Consider the following 18,468-nt stretch of genomic DNA (forward strand, 5'->3'; position numbering starts at 1 on the left):
TAACGTTAAGGACCCGATTGTTTATGCAGAATGTGCGACGTTATGCGGATGTCATTGCCAGTCTGGAGGGCGTGTTATGGCTAAGCTTGGCTTGGTCAATTTCGCTGTCAGTCCATATGGGCAGCACGGAGCCTACCCTTGCCAGTTTGTTAGTGATTGGTGCTCTCGTGGTGTTCTGCTGGGCGCATCGACCACTGCGTTTTTTGTTAGGTCGCTACCATATTCGCAAGCGGCGAACCGATATGTGGATTCATATTTTAGCCCTGCCTCTGCTGCTAGCGATGTTCTTCCACATCATGTTGGAAGCCCTATTAGGCAGTGCCTGGCTGCCACCTAAAATGCTGCTATTTAATATCCTGGCCTCTGCTGGCTGGGCCACCTACGTCATGACGTTGTTTATTAAGTTTGTGATTCATGGCCTAAAAACCAGGACTAAGTAAGCTCATTATGCCAACGGCTCTACCACTTCCGCTCTCTACGCCCAACCGTAATTTAGTGCGGCTCACTATCGTGCGCGGCATCACCTGGACCGGTTTTTTACTGGCCATTATTGTGGGTGTCGAATTGCTAGCCTTCGATTTACCAGTGACTGCTGTGGTGAGCGTGGTGATAGCCATGGGCATACTTAATATCGCCACCTGGTGGCGGCTGGGTCGCCCACGGGCCGTTACCCACCTGGAGTATCTACTGCACCTACTGGCCGATATTGCAGGCCTTACACTGCTGTTTTACTTTTCCGGGGGCTCCACCAACCCTTTTATTACCTACTACTTAGTGCCGGTTACTATTGCCGCCGCCACCCTGCCCTGGCGCCACGCCTGGATCATTGCCGCCTGCGCTATGGCGGGTTATACCTTTTTAATGTTCTCTTACTTCCCCATCCCGCAATTGGGTCATATTAATAGCGACAGCCCCTTGAGCCTGCACATATTGGGCATGTGGCTTAACTTTGGTCTCTCAGCAGGATTGGTGACCTTTTTTATCTACAAAATGGCCCACGCATTGCGTAGCCGGGACCAAGCACTTTCACGCACCCGGGAAGCCGCGTTGCGTAATGAACAGGTGTTGGCAGTAGCCACTCAAGCCGCTGGCACAGCGCATGAATTGGGAACGCCGCTCTCTACCATGGCGGTGCTACTCAAGGAAATGCAGGCCGACGCGCTACCTGATTCTGAGCTGCATGAAGACATTACCCTGCTGCGCCAGCAGGTGGACGTCTGCAAATCACGGCTGCAAAACTTAGTCTCTAATGCGGATAGGCGCCGGATGGCAGAGCCTGAAGTGCTTGACGCAGAAGTTTGGCTAGCAGGCGTTGTGCAGCGCTGGCTAGTGCTAAGGCCGGATGTAAGCCATCATTTCGAGGTGGCCGAGAAGCGTAGCAGGCCATGGCTTGCGGTTGATGCCACGCTTGACCAAGCGTTAACGAACCTGTTGAACAACGCCGCCGACGCCAACCCTGAGCACATTGCGATTCGTTTAGACTGGCAGGATGAGAGTGTAGTCATTGATATACGCGACCATGGCCCAGGAGTGGCCATGTCGATTGCCGACCAGTTAGGGGAAACGTTTATCTCCACAAAAAGCAAAGGCATGGGCATAGGGTTGTTTTTAACCCACGCCACTATCAATCGCTTTGGAGGCGGGGTAAGCCTGTATAATCACCCGGAAGGGGGTACGCTAACGGAAGTTACGCTGCCCCGCTGCGCGGCACCGCATTAAACCCGGCTGCCCAAGCATCGCCTTTAATGGATTGAGGACAACATGCAAACGCGAGACCAACGCCTGCTGATTGTTGATGACGATGAAATGTTTTGTCATGTGCTAAATCGCGCTTTAACGCGGCGTGGTTACGAAGTCATTGTTGCCCATAATGCCGATCAGGCCCTGGCAATGGCCGCCCAGTACTTGCCCACGATGGCGACCCTTGATCTAAAATTGGAAAATAGTTCAGGCTTAAAGCTGCTTCCCGAGCTACTGGCTATTTCACCCCAGTCTCGCATTGTGGTGCTGACAGGCTACTCCAGCATTGCGACTGCCGTTGAGGCCATTAAGCTTGGTGCAGTTAATTATCTCTGCAAGCCGGTAGATGCTGATGATGTGCTAACGGCCTTTGAGCGCCAAAGTGGCGACCCTGATATTGAGTTGGCTGATAATCCACCTTCAATTAACCGCATTACCTGGGAGCATATTCAGAAGGTACTCCAGGAGCACGACGGCAATATATCGGCCACCGCCCGAGCACTGGGCATGCACCGCCGTACTCTGCAGCGCAAATTACAAAAACGCCCGGTGCGGCGTTAGATTGTTGGTTAATTGCCAGCTAGTCCAAGCCCCACCACACTAAAATGTTTTATGGCAGGGGCCTGAACGCTTAATGCGCTGTCCAGCCTAGATCAATATTAAAGCTTGACCCGGTCACCGCACCGGCGGCATCGGACGCCAGATAGGCGACTAGTTGCGCCACTTCTTCAGGCTCGATCAAGCGCTTGATCGCCGCCTGTTTGAGCATGACTTTCTCAATCACTTCCTGCTCATCCATACCGTGCAACTTAGCTTGATCGGCGATCTGATTATCCACCAGTGGCGTTTTCACATAGGCGGGGCAAACAGCGTTTGCGGTAATCCCTTGCTCCCCCCCTTCCAACGCTGCGGTTTTGGTCAGACCAATCATCCCGTGCTTGGCGCTGATATAAGCTGCTTTACCAGGCGAGGCCACCTGGGCATGTATTGAAGCCACGTTAACGATGCGTCCCCAGCCTTTTTCGCGCATGTGCGGCCAGGCCGCTTGCGTGAGCAGAAAGGGAGCGGTCAGCATCAGATCCATGATCTGCCGCCATTTTTCCTCGGGAAAGGTCTCAATCGAAGCTACATGTTGAATACCGGCATTATTGACCAATATATCAATTCCGCCAAAACGCTTAACCGCATCGGCTACCGCCGCACGGCAGGCATCTGGGTCTGTCAGGTCAGCTTCAAAAAAGGCAGCGCCAGCCTGTTCAGCTATCGCTTTTCCCGCCGGGTTAAAGTCGACCGCAAGCACTTGATGGCCTAGCTCGCAAAAGTGCTTAACAACCGCGGCACCGATACCACTGCTGGTTCCGGTGACCAGCGCTACACGCGGCGTTGAAACGGATGAGGAAGTCATGGGCAATTCCTTGTCATAAGTGGTCAGAAGGTGTTTTCAGTATAGCGGTACGTGGTTAAGCGTCAGGCTCATCGACCGGTTGCATTAAACGCGCCATCATTCGCTGCGCCAACCTAGCAGCCTCCTGCATATTCTCGAGCTCTTCTAGATTGTGCAAGATTGCGCGCTTATAGAGCTCATAGCCACCAGGCAGGGGCTCAAGAGACAACTGATAGGTGCCTGAAGGTAAGGAAAGTGTCAGCGAACCTGCCAAAGGTTCCGTAAGATGGGATTGATCAGGCACCACGACCAGCCAAAGTTCACAGGGTGTAATCAACGCACCCACCATATTTCCTGCACCATGATGCTGAAAGCATAGCGCATCAAATCCTAAGCGCGGATTCCATCCCTCCTGTTGTTTCATGGAAGGTAAATGCACATCTCGATAGGCCTTCGCCAGTTCAGCAAGAAGGGCGTATTCGTCAGCAGTCAGCGTATACATAAACGTGTGATTTTTTCCAGGTGATAACAGGCATTAATGGGCAATGTAGCGAGCTGCTATTGGCGAAATAAGCGTTGCTAAGCCACAATGGGCGCAGATTATCGTGCCGCAAAGACTTTTCACTCGGTTACGTTCCACTTTGTAACTTATTCTGCTTATCGTAAAGGAGCGCCACCTATGTTTGTGGTTATTTTTGGTCGGATGTCCTGCCCCTTCTGTGTACGTGCTAAACACCTTGCAGATCATCTGGAAAAAGCCGGAAAAATTGAAGGGTACCGCTATGTCGATATGCCTTCTGAAGGCGTTACTAAGGAAGATATCGCCAAGACCGCTGGCAAACCCATTCATACCGTACCGCAAGTGTTCGTGGATCAAACTCATGTCGGTGGCTTTACCGAGTTTGATCAGTTTGTCCGCGACAAACAGCTCCTCGCCGTTTAATAGTAATTGGCGTTTGGCACTGTGCTGCCGTTAAAACCCTCGTTAATACCCGTTGAACCCTTGCCTGCCTTGCTTGCCTATACTGTGCAGTTACTCATGGCCCACGCGAGGTGTGCCACTTTTGGGCAAGGAGTTCACCATGCAGCGTCAGGAGTTTGTTCAGCAGCTGTGGCTAGACTACGTACATACACACCCCGATATTGGGGCATTGAGGCTGTGGCCACTCTCGGCCGCAGCCGAATATTTAACGTTAGTCACACTCAACTACGGTCCTTTTTCGGCTACCGCGCTTAGCAGCAATTTAGCCCACATGGGCTACCGCGCTATGAGTCACTACGCCATGGCGGACAAAGGCCTACTCGTGCACTTACTAGCCCCCAGCGATGGCAGTAGCTGGCTGGTGCTTGCCGAATTGCAAATAGGCACCCTTTCTAAAGCGCCGCGAGAAGCAATTGAAGGACTGGTGCGTCAATCGCATCCTCAGGATTGCAAAGGGCATAATTTACTCTGTCGCGGTAGACCCTGGCCAATGCCCTCCTGGGCACTTTATCAGCAGTTGCAGCAGGCCCATCCGCTAGCCGCATGGCTTGCAGTGAGGGGGCCCCGCTTGCACCATGCGGGCTTTGATTGTGGTCAGCTTGGCGAACCGTTAGCCGTTTTGGATCAACGTCTCAAAGAGGTAGGTATGCTGAGCCTGCAAGAGCAGCAGAACGGTGTTTTTACGGTGTCACCGCTGCTTGACCATCGTTTTTACCCAACGACACCGCAGAAAGCCGTATTCGCCGATGGCGATGAGCATCGCCTTTGCTTAGGGGGGCTGGCGCTCGTCCAAAAGCATGTAGAGCATAGTCACGAGCGCCTAGCCGACGTCCTTCTACCCCATCACACACGCTGTGAAATGGCATGAGTCGCTAACTCTTTCAGTTAGCGACTCACTATCTCACTATCTCACTATCTCTAATGCTACTCGACTTAAAAGCTGACGGGGTGCCTTATTAAGCGTCAAAGCTCATTTCAGGCACGTGGTCTGGCACGATTAGTTTGCCCGCTGTTTTTTCGACAATTTCTTCAACGCTAACGCCGGGCGCACGCTCTTTGAGGATAAATGCACCGTCTTTGATTTCCAGATAAGCGAGATCGGTCAAAACACGGTTAATACAACCAGCCCCCGTCAGCGGCAGCTCGCATTTTTCCAGCAGTTTGGATTCACCATGTTTAGAGGCATGCGTCATGGTGCAAATAATATTGTCAGCACCAGCCACCAGATCCATCGCGCCGCCCATGCCTTTGATAAGCTTGCCGGGGATCATCCACGAGGCGATATTGCCTTGTTGATCAACCTCGAAGGCGCCCAGTACGGTCAAATCCACATGCCCACCACGAATCATGGCAAAGGACTCAGCTGAAGAGAAAATCGCCGCGCCCGGGCGCGCCGTCACGGTCTCTTTACCCGCATTGATCATATCCGCATCAAGCTCTTCTTCGGTGGGGTAACGGCCCATCCCCAGCAGTCCGTTTTCGGATTGCAGCATGACATCAATGCCGTCTGGAATGTAATTGGCAACCAGGGTGGGAATACCAATGCCCAAATTGACGTAAAAGCCATCTTGAAGTTCGCGAGCGACACGCTGGGCCATCTGTTCTCGTGTTAAAGCCATGGTGACTACCTCTTGTTGAATCGTTAAATAGGAAGCGAGTGAGATATTTGAAATTTAAGTCTTTAAAAAAGCGGTGACTTAACTACGCACCGTGCGTTTTTCAATGCGCTTTTCAAACGTGCCTTGAATAATCCGATCCACATAAATGCCTGGCGTATGGATCTGGCTAGGCTCAAGCTCACCCGGCTCCACAATTTCTTCAACTTCTACCACGGTGATTTTCCCCGCGGTGGCGGCCATGGGGTTAAAATTTTGTGCTGTATGGCGATACATCACATTGCCATAGCGATCCGCTTTCCAGCCTTTTACAATGGCAAAGTCACCAATAATGGCTTCTTCTAAAATATAGTGCCGGTCATTGAAGACACGTACTTCCTTGCCTTCGCCAATCGGCGTGCCGTAGCCGGTGGCAGTGTAAAAAGCAGGGATACCCGCGCCACCTGCGCGCATTTTTTCCGCCAACGTGCCTTGAGGCGTTAACACCACCTCAATTTCATCGTTCAGCATTTGCTTCTCAAATAACGCGTTTTCACCTACGTAAGAGGCCAGAATTTTACTGATTTGACGATCTTCAAGCAGTATCCCCAAGCCAAAACCATCCACACCACAGTTATTTGAAACCACGGTGAGATCATGAACGCCGCGGCGCTTGATTTCCGCGATCAGGTTTTCGGGAATGCCACATAGGCCAAAGCCGCCAGCAATGACGGTCATACCGCTCTCAATGCCTTCCATCGCTTCTTTGTAGGAAGATACTCGCTTATCGAATCCTGCCATTGTTGTGCCTCACGTTGTTGTCATTAAATATGAGTGGTCATTGATATGGGCTGTCAATAATACATAGACCGCCCCTTACGATAGTGCCAGTGTTGTGCCAGATGATATATTTGTTAAGTTTGTTTTTCTTATCAATTTATTGGTAAAACTTATAAAAGGCACTTTATGACCGTCAAACAGCTGCGCGCCTTTCTCGCGGTCGCCCAAACGCTCAGTTTTACCCAGGCCTGTGAGCGGCTGCATTTATCCCAGCCAGCGCTCAGCTTGGCGATCAAGGGGTTAGAAGAGTCGTTGGGGGGGAAATTGTTAATCCGGAGCACCCGGAGCGTTAGGCTAACCCCAGAAGGCGAGTCGCTGCTACCGCTGGCCAAACACTTGCTGGCCCAATGGGATAATACCGAAGAGCGGTTGCGCCAGCGCTTCACGCTTCAGCTGGGCCGGTTAAGCGTCGCCGCCATGCCTGCTTTCGCCTGTAATTTATTACCCGCAGCGTTAGTTAAGTTTCGCCAGCAATATCCCAAAATCAATATCACAGTGCACGACGTGATCAATGAAGAAGTCACTGAAATGGTGCGCTCTCGACAGGTGGAAATGGGTATCGCTTTTTCACCGGAAGGCGCGGGCAGCCTACTGTTCACCCCCCTGTTTGAAGATCATTTTGTCGCTGTGGTACCGCCAACTTCCATGCTAAATCAAGCCTCGCAGCTAACTTGGCCAACCCTACTCAATCACGACTTTATCACGCTGCAGCGCCCTTCTATGGTGCGCCGCTTGTTGGAACAGGAGCTGCGGAAACAACACATGGAACTGCCTGTGGCGTTTGAAAGCCACCAGCTCTCCACCGTCGGAAGAATGGTTGCTGACGGGTTAGGGGTGAGCGCGGTGCCTTCTATGTGTATTCGACAAATGCATGAGCTGGGCGCCCGGTGCATACCGCTAACAGCCCCAGCCATCTCTTGCCGAGTGGGTATTTTGACGCATCAAGAGCTTTCCGTTGCCGCCCATGCGCTTCGCACTGTACTGCTTGAGACGGTCCAAGCACCGTCTCTCTCTGGCGACTAACCCCCTACTATGTTGTTGAGACAGTTGATGAGACGAACTGGGTTTCTGCTGGGCAGCGTGGCTAGGATCATTTAGCATTCAGTATTACGCTATTCGTCTGACGGTAAGGAAACGTGGTATGCCTATTTTAAAAGGGCTTGTCAGCGCTCTGCTGCTAACCCTCAACACGCTATTCTGGGGCGTACCTCTAATTCTGTTGACGCTACTCAAACTCATTGTTCCCGGGCAGCGACTGAAACAGAAGGTGCTGCTGGGTTTAAATGCCGTGGCACTCAACTGGATCGGCTTTAATCTGTGGTGGATGCGGCGCTGGCTTAAGCCTGACGTATCGATCACGGTTCCCGAGCAGTTGAGCCCCCATCAATGGTGGCTGGTGATATCCAATCACCGCAGTTGGACCGATATCTTTATGCTATTCATGGCGTTACACCGCCGCATACCGATGCCGCGGTTTTTCCTCAAACGTCAATTAATCTGGATTCCTATCGTGGGCTTGGCTTTTTGGGCACTTGAATTTCCCTTCATGCGTCGCTTTAGCCGTGAACAAATAGCTAAAAACCCCAAACTTGCCACCATAGACCGCACGTCTACCGAGCGTATGTGCCAACAAGCACGTAATACCCCGATTGCGATTTTTAATTTTGTCGAAGGCACACGTTTTAGCGTCGCCAAGCGCGATGCTCAGCAAAGCCCTTATCGTCACTTGTTGCGCCCCAAAGCAGGTGGCGTTGCCCAGGTACTTAGCCTGCTAGGCAGTCAATTAGATGGTATTCTGGACGTAACGATTAGCTATACCAACCCATCCCCCACTTTTTGGGGTTTTTTGTGCGGTAATGAAGCGCCCATTACGCTGCACGCACGGCAACTAGATATTCCTCAGTGGATGTACGCACCTAATAACCACGACGAAAAGCAGCATAAGGAACGTTTCCACACATGGATCAATTCACTCTGGCGGGAAAAAGATGGCCTGTTGGACGGCAAAACCGATCACGACTGATTGGCTTGTTAAGCACCTGCCTATTAGCCGGAATGCTTGTCGGCTGTGCCAATGCGCCTCAATCGTCATCTCAGCGTGCGGCGGCTCCTAGTGCTACTCAGATTAGTGGCAATTGGGTGCAGGTACAGCGCGGGGACACACTCGGGAAAATGGCGGGCCGCGCTAATGTGCCGCTAGAACGATTACAACGATTTAACCCAGGTGTGAATGCACGACGGCTAGAGGTAGGCCAACGGTTATTGATCCCCACTCAGCAAGAGCGCGCGCCTTCCGGCGGTCCTTATCGTTACCAAATTCGCCCCGGCGATACGTTTTCGAGTATCGCCCGCCATTTTGGTACCACCAGCGGCCGTATTCAGAGCGCCAACCCTAGCGCCACGCCCACTAACTTACGAGTAGGTCAAGTCGTTAGCGTTCCGCTTGGCGGCTCTGCGCCTCGAACCGCTGCTAGCAGTAGTGGTTCATCTAGCCCTAACCGACCCGCTGCCGCGCCCAGTAGTGCCCCCAGTCAGGCGCTGCCCGCTTCAGCTAGACGCTGGCCCTGGCCATTGGATGATTATCGTGTGGTTCGCCGCTTTGGCCCAGATAGCCGTGGCACTCTCCAACCAATGCTGCTGGCAACACAAGCGGGCGCCCAGGCAAAATCCGTCGCCGCCGGTGAAGTACGTTTTGCTGATGGTATGCGCCAGCTTGGCGAAGTAGTGATTGTGCACCATGCCGACAACCTTCAAACCGTATACGCCCTTTGTGACCGCATATTGGTCGAGGTGGGTAAGCAGGTGAGCGCGGGTGATGCGCTTTGCGAAGTAGGCCAAAGTGATGCAACCCAGCGCTACGATCTCCTCTTCGATCTGCGCCAGGGTGGTAAACCCATCGATCCTAGGCAGGTGCTGCGCTAAAGCTCTTCGTAAAGCACTGGTTAAAGCACTTGTTAAAAACCAAGCGGCCCCTGCTTAAACAGGGGCCGTGGGGTTTAGGCTAGTGTCTGCCGTTTTGTTAGCCGCGATAGTAGCCAGGTTTAACAAACGGCATAGGGGTAACCACCATGGGTAACTGCTTACCACGCACTACCGCATACACAGTGCTTTGCGGTGCCTCCAGCTCACGGGTCACATAGCCCATCGCCACCGGTTTACCGATGCTCGGTCCAAAGCTGCCCGATGTCACCACCCCAATCTCATTGCCCGCTTCGTCTACCAGTGTTGCCCCCTCTCTTACAGGCGCACGACCGTCGGCTAACAGTCCAACGCGCTTGCGGGTATGATCTTTGGCGTCAACTTGATGCAGGATAACGTCAGCGCCTGGAAAACCGCCTGCACGTTCGCCGCCATGGCGACGCGGTTTACCAATCGCCCAAATAAGCCCGGCTTCAACAGGCGTCGTTTGCATATCCATATCATGCCCGTAGAGGCATAACCCTGCTTCCAGACGCAATGAATCCCGTGCGCCCAAGCCAATAGCCTCTACTTCAGGTTCTGCCAGCAACCGCTCGGCGAAGGCTTCGCAGGCATCAGCCGCGACTGAAATTTCAAAGCCATCTTCACCGGTATAGCCACTGCGGCTCACCCACACTTCCTGCCCCGCAATAGTGAAGCGGCCATGCTGCATAAACACTAGCTCGCACGCTTCAGGGCACAACCGCTGCATCACATCTCGCGCCTGGGGCCCTTGGAGCGCCAGCAAGCCACGGTCTAATGTTTCAATCTCATGGGTGGAAGCTAAATTTAAACGCAAATGCGCTAAATCCTGATCTTTGCATGCAGCGTTCACTACGAGATAAAAATGATCGCCTGCGTTGACCACCATCAGGTCATCAATAATGCCGCCTTCAGTGCTGGTGAATAGCCCATACCGTTGAGTGCCTTTTGCAAGCCCCACTAAATCAGCGGGTATCAAGGTTTCCAGCGCTTCAGCAACATTATTGCCGGACACACTAATCTGGCCCATGTGTGAGACGTCAAACAGGCCGCACTTCTGGCGAGTGTGTTCATGCTCCTTTTTGACCCCCAGCGGGTACTGCACAGGCATTTCATAGCCAGCAAAAGGCACCATTTTGGCACCCAGCTTGAGGTGCAGCGCGTGCAGCGGCGTTTGCTTTAAGTCAGACATGGGGGATTCCTCACTTAGAAATTCTTCACTCTCAAAAGAGAACGGGAAGCCACCTGTGTGCCTTCCCGACTCCATTTAGCTATACATCAAACACATACTTGCAGCTCACCTAACAAGCTGAAGGTTTTATTGATCGTGTTCCAGCTCTTCACCCGGCAGCACATCTTTGCCATCGAAATAGTCCTTGGTTAGCTTAAAGACTACCGGCGAAAGCAGTGCCAAGGCAATTAGGTTGGGAATGGCCATCATGGCATTGAAGGTATCCGCCATTAACCAGATAAAGCCCAACTGAGCGATGGCGCCTAGCGGGATCGCCAGCACGAACAGCACGCGATAGATCATGATAGAACGCGTGCCAAACAGGAACTGGCAGCACTTCTCACCATAAAATGACCAGCCAAGAATGGTGGTAAAAGCAAAGATTGCCAAGGCGACCGCGACAATTTGATTGCCGAATCCTGGCAGTGCGGCGTCAAAAGAGAGCGCGGTCAGCGATGCGCCGGCTTCACCGTCGATCCATACGCTAGAAGTCAAAATCACCAGAGCGGTAATCGTGCAGACAATAATGGTATCGATAAAGGTACCCAGCATCGCGATTAAGCCCTGGCGAACCGGATTTTTGGTTTTTGCCGCTGCGTGGGCAATCGGCGCACTACCTAAACCCGCTTCGTTAGAGAAAATGCCGCGCGCCACACCAAAGCGAATCGCCGCCATAACCGCTGCACCGGCAAAACCACCGGCCGCCGCCATCGGGTTAAAGGCGTAGTAAAAGATTAAGCCAAAAGCTTCGCCAATCTGTCCGGCGTTAATGATCAATACCAGCAGGCCTGCCACCACATAGGCAATGCCCATGATGGGGACCAGTTTACCCGCCACCTTAGCGATACGCTTGATGCCACCTAGAATTACCGCCCCTGCCAGCACCATAATGATCACACCCGTGATCCAGTGCGGCACACCAAAAGTGGCATCCATGGCATCGGCTACCGAGTTCGACTGCACGGTATTACCAATACCGAAAGCAGCCACGGCGCCAAAGAAAGCAAAGACACCGCCCAGCCAGAGCCATTTTTTGCCCAAGCCGTTTTTGATATAAAACATTGGCCCACCGACGTGGAAACCAGTGCTATCGGTTTCACGGTAACGGACAGCCAATACCGCTTCGGCAAATTTCGTCGCCATCCCTACTAGCGCGGTAATCCACATCCAAAAAACCGCGCCAGGGCCACCTAGTGCAATCGCGGTGGCGACACCAGCAATGTTACCGGTACCGATGGTCGCCGACAGCGCTGTCATCAACGCATCAAAGGGAGATATTTCCCCCTCATCGCCCTCTTTACTCACCGCTTTATCAGCGCTGGGTTTTGGCTCACGTCCTGCCCACATTAGCTTGAAACCCATACCGAGTTTTCTAATCGGCATCAGTTTCAAGCCAATCTGCAGGTAGATACCTACACCCAGGAGCAAGATCAACATGATGGGTCCCCACACCACGCCGTTGATTGCCCCCAAGAGGCTAGTTAATGTTTCCATGTGCTTCTCCTCACCCTGTTAGTTTGTTGCATTTGTTAACCCAGAATCTGCATGTTTTACACTATGTGGCTAGTGGTCTTCTATGGTGATGTCGCTTGCGCATAGAGGATGCCGCTTTTTTCATAACCAAACACAAAAGAATAACGGAATCAAAATACCTCGCTCTACTACGTTTAAAGGGAGCAGATAAGAAATTTGTTTCCGATTGGAAACACGTTAACATGCATCTTTATTCGCTCGCTTTCCGCTAGCCGACAGTCGCCAAGGCGAGCGACAACCGCTAGTATGCCCGGGTCCAGAAAACTGTTTCATATAGGAAAACATCATGAGCAACCTTCCTGCCAATCTTCGTTACGCTGAAAGCCACGAGTGGGTACTTGACCACAAAGATGGCACCGTTACCGTCGGTATTACCGATCACGCCCAACAAGCACTGGGTGATGTCGTCTTTGTGGAACTGCCGGAAGTGGGCGCGGCGCTGACAAAAGGCCAAGAGTTTGGTGTGATTGAATCGGTTAAAGCCGCTTCTGATCTTTACTCCCCCGTTGCGGGCGAAGTGATTGAAGTGAATGAAGCCCTTGAAGACGCTCCCGAAACAGTCAATGACGCGCCTTATGAAGGCGGCTGGATTATGAAAGTTCGCTTAGACAGCGATGCCATTGATGGCCTGTTAGACGCCGATGCCTACCAGGCAACGCTCAGCGCTGACGAATAAAGCATACTCAGGCGCCTGCCTTTTCTGGCAGGCGCTTCGCTTATTATCCTGCACGGCTCTCTCTTAACGTTCGGAATCTTCTTCATGTCTCTTGAAACACGCCGCCTGGCCGAGCTGGCCGACCACGATGCTTTTATCAAACGTCATAATGGTCCAAGTAGTGATGACGTTACCACGATGTTAAAAGCGCTCAATATGCAGCACATGGAAGATCTGATCGAGCAGACCGTGCCAAGCGATATCCGCCTTGGGCGCGAACTGTCGCTAGACGATCCGCGCAGTGAATCCGAAGCGTTAGAGTACTTAGCTCAGCTGGCGCGGCAAAATCGCGTGGCTAAAAGCTATATTGGCCAGGGCTATTACGGCACGCACATGCCAGCGGTCATTCAGCGCAATGTGCTGGAAAATCCCGGTTGGTACACGGCTTATACGCCTTACCAACCGGAAATCTCTCAAGGCCGCCTGGAAGGCCTACTGAACTTCCAACAAGTAGTAATGGATTTAACCGGCATGGAGCTTGCGAATGCTTCACTGCTTGACGAAGCCACCGCTGCCGCCGAAGCCATGGCGCTGTGTAAGCGCGGCAATAAGAAGAGCAAATCCAACGCTTTCTTCGTCGCCGACGATGTATTCCCACAAACACTGGACGTGGTTAAAACCCGTGCGGAGTTCTTTGGTTTCGAACTGATGATGGGCCCGGCTGAAGAACTGGCAGCCCACGATGTGTTTGGGGCCCTGGTACAGTACCCGTCTGCCAGCGGTGAAGTTCGTGACCTGGCACCGCTGTTGAGCGCGGCCGCCGATCGCAACATCATGACCTGCGTGGCGACCGACCTTTTGAGTTTGGTGCTGCTGAAAGAGCCCGGCAAGTTTGGCGCCGACATTGTGGTGGGCAACTCCCAGCGTTTTGGCGTACCCATGGGTTTTGGTGGGCCTCATGCAGCGTTCTTTGCCACGTCAGATAAGCTCAAGCGCTCACTCCCAGGGCGGATTATCGGCGTCTCCAAAGATAGCCGAGGCAATACCGCCCTGCGCATGGCGATGCAAACTCGCGAGCAGCATATTCGCCGTGAGAAAGCGACCTCGAATATCTGTACCGCCCAGGCACTGCTGGCCAATATTGCCGGTTTTTATGCCACCTATCACGGCGCTGAGGGGCTGCGCAAAATTGCGGGCCGTGTTCACCGTTTGACCACCCTACTGGCTGAAGGCCTTAAGCAGGCAGGCGTCACGCTAGCTCATGACAGCTGGTTTGATACGCTATGTTTGACGGGCGTAGATGCAGGCAAGATTCATGGCCGCGCCATGACCCATGATATTAACCTGCACTATTTCGCCAATGGTAATGTGGGCATCAGCCTGGATGAAACCACCACCGCTCACGACGTAGCCGCCTTGTTTGATGTGCTGTTGGGCGATGAGCACGGCCTTGCCGTTACAGTATTGGACGAGCAGGTGGTGGCGAACGGCACCACAGGTATTCCCGCTACCTGCCAGCGCGAAAGCGACTTTTTAAGCCACCCGACCTTTAGCCGTTACCGCAGCGAAACTGAAATGCTGCGCTACTTGAAGCGCCTGGAGAATAAGGATCTGTCGCTTGCTCACGCGATGATCCCGCTCGGCTCCTGCACCATGAAGCTCAACGCCACCAGCGAAATGATCCCCGTTTCCTGGCCCTCGTTTGCGCATCTTCACCCGTTTGCACCTCGCGACCAAGTAGCTGGTTATCATCAGATGATCGATGAGCTCTCGGCATTTTTGGTCGAAGTCACCGGTTATGATCATCTCTCCATGCAGCCTAATTCCGGCGCGCAGGGGGAATATGCAGGCTTAGTGGCGATTCGCCGTTACCAAGCGGCCCAGGGCGAAGGTCATCGTGATGTCTGCTTGATTCCTAGCTCCGCTCACGGCACCAATCCTGCCTCCGCGGCGATGGTGCAGATGAAAGTGGTCGTGGTTGAATGCGATCAAAATGGCAATATTGATATGGCAGATTTACGCGCGAAAGCCGAGCAGCATCGCGATCAGCTGTCTGCCATTATGCTCACCTACCCGTCGACCCACGGCGTGTTTGAAACCAGCGTGCGCGAAGCGTGCAAGATCGTTCACGACAATGGCGGCCAGGTCTATATTGATGGTGCCAATATGAACGCTCAGGTGGGCTTGACGCGTCCCGGCGATTTCGGCGGCGATGTGTCCCACCTCAATCTGCATAAAACATTCTGTATTCCCCACGGCGGCGGCGGTCCAGGCATGGGCCCTATCGGCGTTAAAGCGCACCTAGCGCCCTATGTGTCCAATCATGTGGTTACGCCGATCAACGGCGTCAATAGCGATAGCGGTGCTGTCTCCGCGGCGGCCTTTGGTAGCGCCTCTATTCTGCCTATCTCGTGGGCCTACATTAAGATGATGGGTGCGCGCGGCCTGCGTGAAGCCACCGAGCTTGCCATCCTAAACGCCAATTACATTGCCAAGCGTTTGGAAGCGTCATTCCCCATTCTCTATCGCGGCCAGAACGGCACCGTCGCCCACGAATGCATTATCGATATTCGTCCGCTCAAAGCGGCCTCCGGGATTAGCGAAGAGGATATTGCCAAGCGCTTAATGGATTACGGCTTCCACGCACCGACCATGTCATTCCCGGTGCCAGGCACGCTAATGATCGAGCCGACCGAGTCGGAGTCACTGTATGAAATTGATCGCTTCTGCGATGCCATGATCGCCATTCGTGACGAGATCGCCCGGGTGGAAAACGGTGAATGGCCGCTGGATAATAATCCGCTGGTCAATGCGCCGCACACTCAGGCGGATCTGATGGATAGTGACTGGGAACGGCCTTATAACCGTCAGCTGGCAGCCTTCCCAACCGCTGCTGTGCAAGCCGCTAAATACTGGCCCGCCGTTAACCGCGTTGATAACGTGTTTGGCGACCGTCAGTTGATCTGCTCTTGCCCCAGCATTGACGAGTATCGCGACTAAACGCCACTCAAACGCCCCTGCTGCCTTAACTGTTCGATGGCATCAGGGGCGTTTTTTCTTGCACACGCTGGGCGTGAAAACCGTTTAACAGCTTTTCGTAGCGTTTCGGCAGTACCGAGTCGCGACGGCGAAGCAGGTAAAGCACTTCACTGACCGCATTGGGCAGATTGAGTGCTTTGACTTGGCGCTGCCAAGGAGACGTTTCCAGCACCAGTCTCGAAACAACAGTAAAGCCTAGCCCCCTGGCGACCGCATCCAGCACCATACTGACTTCATTGGTAAAGCCCTGATGGCGGAAATGCGTCATGGAGCGAAACTCATCCGGGTAATTAGCCCGTAATAGCGCATTAGCGTGGTTGATGCCGTCGTAATAATTGAGAAAGCCGATGCCCATTAGATCTGACAGTGTGCTGCCAGCAAAATCAGCGGGCACCACTAAACAGAGAGGCTCCTGGTGCCAAATAGAGCAATGAAGTTCAGGATGGTTCATCGCCTCCGTGACGATGCCAATATCGTAGCGTCCATCTAACAGATCATTCACAATTTCATGGTTAAAAGCGAAACTATAGTTGACCGTTAAATTGGGGTGCATTTGCTGCTGGCCCAAAATATACGGATAAAACATCAGACCCACGCTTCCCGGTGACGCAATACGGCAGTCGCCACTGTCTAGTGAGTCGTCATCTAAGCCATGACGAAACTGTTCATGCTCAGCAAACAACTTCAACGCATAATCATAAGCTCGCCGCCCCGTTTCCGTTAGCGTAAAACTACGCCCCTTGCGCTCCAGCAGCTCTTTATTTAAGTAGCTTTCTAGCTTGCGAACATGCTGGCTTACGCCGGGCTGCGTCATTTCCAAACGATGAGCGGTACGGGTAAAACTGCCTGTTTCCACTAACGTAATAAACGTACGGAAGTATTGAGCGTTAAACATAGTAAAGAACCATTGTCTTTAGCAGCCATCCTTTTAAACAGGGTTCATAGTAGCACAGCGGCCTGGGTAGCCGATGCGCCGCTGTACCGACTGCCAGGGCATGGTAAACTGCCAATAGCACTCAAACGACTAGGGACAGCCCCACTGATGACCGCAACTGCTCAACCCCGCGCCACCCTTTCCAGCATCATTTCCCCAGAAGGAAGCCTGGAAGTACTTTCTCAGCATGAAGTTAATCGCCTACATAAAACCTCTCAAAGTGGCCTTCATGATTTACTTCGGCGTTGTGCACTGGCGGTTTTAAATTGTGGTAACCCAAGTGACGACAGTCTGGCGATTTTAGAAGCCTATAAAGATTTTGATATTGAAGTATTGCAACAAGATCGCGGCATTCGCTTAAAGCTGACTAACGCGCCAGCGGAAGCGTTCGTGGATGGCCGTATGATCCGCGGCATCCGCGAACACCTCTCCTCAATCATTCGCGATATCGTTTACGTCTATAACGAAATTCAACATCACAACCGCTTTGACCTTAGCACTGGCGAAGGCACTACCAATGCGGTCTTCCATATTCTGCGCAAAGCGGGCACGTTGAAACCTGGCCGCGACCCTAGCCTAGTGGTCTGCTGGGGCGGCCACTCTATTTCTCGTGAAGAGTACGAGTACACCAAAGACGTCGGCTACCACTTAGGTCTGCGTGATTTAGATATTTGTACCGGCTGTGGGCCAGGGGCTATGAAAGGCCCCATGAAGGGCGCAAACGTCGCCCATGCAAAACAACGCCGTAAAGAGGGCCGCTATTTAGGTATTTCAGAACCTGGCATTATCGCCGCCGAAGCGCCCAATCCCATTGTTAACGAACTAGTGGTAATGCCGGACATTGAGAAACGCCTGGAAGCATTTGTGCGCCTCGGCCACGGCATTATCGTCTTCCCAGGCGGGGTTGGCACAGCGGAAGAGATTCTCTATTTATTGGGTATTTTGCTGCACCCAAGCAATAAAGATATCCCCTTCCCATTAATTTTCACTGGCCCTGCCGATTCTGCCGCCTACTTTCAGAAAATCGATGAATTCCTGGTCTATACGCTCGGTGAAGAAATCCGTCGCTACTACACGATTATTACCGGCGACCCGGTGGCGGTGGCGCGCACCATGCGCCATGGCATCGACGAAATTGCTGAATTCCGGCGTACGCACCAGGATGCGTTCTACTACAACTGGCGGTTAACCATTGCGCGCGATTTTCAGGCAACGTTTCAACCGACCCATGAAGCGATGCGAGCGCTAGCGCTTCACCGCCTCCAACCGACTCATGAGCTAGCCGCTAACCTCCGCCGGGCGTTCTCCGGGATTGTAGCGGGCAATGTTAAAGAAGACGGTATTCGCGCCATTGAAGCCCATGGCCCCTTTGTGCTGACAGCTGAACCTGAACTAATGCAGCGCTTGGATGAGCTGTTGACCTCATTTGTGGCACAGGGTCGCATGAAGCTAGATGGCCAGCCTTACACGCCCTGCTATGTACTTAAATAACAGCAAAACCGTACCACAGCCGCCGATTAGGTGGCGGCTGTGTGCTGCTGGCGCGATCAGCCCCTGGCAACAGGAACCATTTCAGAAAAAATTGGCCTGATTAG

The 18,468-nt window shown here is 52.9% G+C and carries 18 protein-coding genes; 11 read left to right on the forward strand and 7 right to left on the reverse strand.

Annotation, left to right across the window (positions count from 1 at the left end):
- Positions 1–23: 23 nt before the first annotated feature.
- The 3 genes from HZS80_RS03010 to HZS80_RS03020 are packed head-to-tail and all read left to right on the forward strand — an operon-like array spanning position 24 to position 2,301.
- Complete coding sequence (locus tag HZS80_RS03010) at positions 24–440, forward strand: hypothetical protein (protein WP_035558320.1); 417 nt, start codon at positions 24–26, stop codon at positions 438–440.
- A gap of 7 nt (positions 441–447) precedes the next feature.
- The gene (locus HZS80_RS03015) at positions 448–1,719 is read left to right on the forward strand and encodes an ATP-binding protein (RefSeq protein WP_035558324.1); all 1,272 of its coding nucleotides are present in this window, start codon (positions 448–450) and stop codon (positions 1,717–1,719) included.
- A 42-nt stretch (positions 1,720–1,761) separates the two neighbouring features.
- Positions 1,762–2,301 (forward strand): response regulator transcription factor, encoded by a 540-nt coding sequence (locus tag HZS80_RS03020; protein WP_179915133.1) that lies wholly within the window; start codon positions 1,762–1,764, stop codon positions 2,299–2,301.
- A gap of 70 nt (positions 2,302–2,371) precedes the next feature.
- Here HZS80_RS03020 and HZS80_RS03025 read toward each other — a convergent pair whose 3' ends face one another.
- Together HZS80_RS03025 and hybE are read right to left on the reverse strand one after the other, a co-directional pair.
- On the reverse strand, positions 2,372–3,145 hold the full coding sequence (locus HZS80_RS03025; protein WP_179915134.1) for a 3-hydroxybutyrate dehydrogenase: 774 nt from the start codon (positions 3,143–3,145) through the stop codon (positions 2,372–2,374).
- 55 nt (positions 3,146–3,200) lie between these two features.
- Positions 3,201–3,626: a [NiFe]-hydrogenase assembly chaperone HybE gene (gene hybE, locus HZS80_RS03030; RefSeq protein WP_179915135.1), complete on the reverse strand. Its 426-nt coding sequence runs from the start codon at positions 3,624–3,626 to the stop codon at positions 3,201–3,203.
- A 177-nt stretch (positions 3,627–3,803) separates the two neighbouring features.
- On the opposite strand from hybE, the gene HZS80_RS03035 reads away from it, so the two are divergent.
- Positions 3,804–4,067 (forward strand): GrxA family glutaredoxin, encoded by a 264-nt coding sequence (locus tag HZS80_RS03035; RefSeq protein ID WP_035558335.1) that lies wholly within the window; start codon positions 3,804–3,806, stop codon positions 4,065–4,067.
- A gap of 139 nt (positions 4,068–4,206) precedes the next feature.
- Entirely contained in the window at positions 4,207–4,974 is a 768-nt protein-coding gene (locus HZS80_RS03040) for a VOC family protein (protein WP_035558339.1), read from the forward strand.
- 88 nt (positions 4,975–5,062) lie between these two features.
- Here the strand turns inward: HZS80_RS03040 and HZS80_RS03045 are convergent, their stop codons facing one another.
- The gene (locus HZS80_RS03045; RefSeq protein ID WP_035558343.1) at positions 5,063–5,725 is read right to left on the reverse strand and encodes a CoA transferase subunit B; all 663 of its coding nucleotides are present in this window, start codon (positions 5,723–5,725) and stop codon (positions 5,063–5,065) included.
- A 78-nt stretch (positions 5,726–5,803) separates the two neighbouring features.
- Positions 5,804–6,502 carry a CoA transferase subunit A gene (locus HZS80_RS03050; RefSeq protein ID WP_035558347.1) on the reverse strand — a complete coding sequence of 233 codons (699 nt, stop codon included), beginning with the start codon at positions 6,500–6,502 and terminating at the stop codon, positions 5,804–5,806.
- A gap of 165 nt (positions 6,503–6,667) precedes the next feature.
- Here HZS80_RS03050 and HZS80_RS03055 point away from each other — a divergent pair, with 165 nt between their 5' ends.
- The 3 genes from HZS80_RS03055 to HZS80_RS03065 all read left to right on the forward strand — a co-directional run bounded on the left by HZS80_RS03055 (position 6,668) and on the right by HZS80_RS03065 (position 9,463).
- Complete coding sequence (locus tag HZS80_RS03055) at positions 6,668–7,564, forward strand: LysR family transcriptional regulator (RefSeq protein WP_179915136.1); 897 nt, start codon at positions 6,668–6,670, stop codon at positions 7,562–7,564.
- 118 nt (positions 7,565–7,682) lie between these two features.
- The gene (locus tag HZS80_RS03060) at positions 7,683–8,564 is read left to right on the forward strand and encodes an acyltransferase (protein ID WP_035558353.1); all 882 of its coding nucleotides are present in this window, start codon (positions 7,683–7,685) and stop codon (positions 8,562–8,564) included.
- A 32-nt stretch (positions 8,565–8,596) separates the two neighbouring features.
- Entirely contained in the window at positions 8,597–9,463 is an 867-nt protein-coding gene (locus tag HZS80_RS03065; protein WP_045812120.1) for a LysM peptidoglycan-binding domain-containing protein, read from the forward strand.
- A 97-nt stretch (positions 9,464–9,560) separates the two neighbouring features.
- On the opposite strand, the gene gcvT is transcribed toward HZS80_RS03065, so the two are convergent.
- The gene (gene gcvT / locus HZS80_RS03070; RefSeq protein ID WP_179915137.1) at positions 9,561–10,673 is read right to left on the reverse strand and encodes a glycine cleavage system aminomethyltransferase GcvT; all 1,113 of its coding nucleotides are present in this window, start codon (positions 10,671–10,673) and stop codon (positions 9,561–9,563) included.
- A 126-nt stretch (positions 10,674–10,799) separates the two neighbouring features.
- Complete coding sequence (locus HZS80_RS03075; RefSeq protein ID WP_179915138.1) at positions 10,800–12,206, reverse strand: alanine/glycine:cation symporter family protein; 1,407 nt, start codon at positions 12,204–12,206, stop codon at positions 10,800–10,802.
- Between the two features lie 325 nt (positions 12,207–12,531).
- On the opposite strand from HZS80_RS03075, the gene gcvH reads away from it, so the two are divergent.
- Both gcvH and gcvP read left to right on the forward strand, forming a co-directional pair.
- Complete coding sequence (gene gcvH, locus HZS80_RS03080; RefSeq protein WP_008958023.1) at positions 12,532–12,921, forward strand: glycine cleavage system protein GcvH; 390 nt, start codon at positions 12,532–12,534, stop codon at positions 12,919–12,921.
- A gap of 84 nt (positions 12,922–13,005) precedes the next feature.
- Positions 13,006–15,900, forward strand: coding sequence for an aminomethyl-transferring glycine dehydrogenase (gene gcvP / locus HZS80_RS03085; RefSeq protein WP_179915139.1), 2,895 nt, complete (start codon positions 13,006–13,008; stop codon positions 15,898–15,900).
- A 25-nt stretch (positions 15,901–15,925) separates the two neighbouring features.
- Here the strand turns inward: gcvP and HZS80_RS03090 are convergent, their stop codons facing one another.
- Complete coding sequence (locus HZS80_RS03090) at positions 15,926–16,834, reverse strand: LysR family transcriptional regulator (RefSeq protein ID WP_179915140.1); 909 nt, start codon at positions 16,832–16,834, stop codon at positions 15,926–15,928.
- Positions 16,835–16,981: 147 nt separating this feature from the next.
- Between HZS80_RS03090 and ppnN the strand changes: the two genes are divergently transcribed.
- Positions 16,982–18,364 (forward strand): nucleotide 5'-monophosphate nucleosidase PpnN, encoded by a 1,383-nt coding sequence (gene ppnN / locus HZS80_RS03095; RefSeq protein ID WP_035558365.1) that lies wholly within the window; start codon positions 16,982–16,984, stop codon positions 18,362–18,364.
- The last annotated feature ends 104 nt before the right edge of the window (positions 18,365–18,468 follow it).

Origin of the sequence: Vreelandella glaciei, from assembly GCF_013415125.1 — a bacterium.
In the GTDB taxonomy this organism is placed as follows: Bacteria; Pseudomonadota; Gammaproteobacteria; order Pseudomonadales; family Halomonadaceae; genus Vreelandella; species Vreelandella glaciei.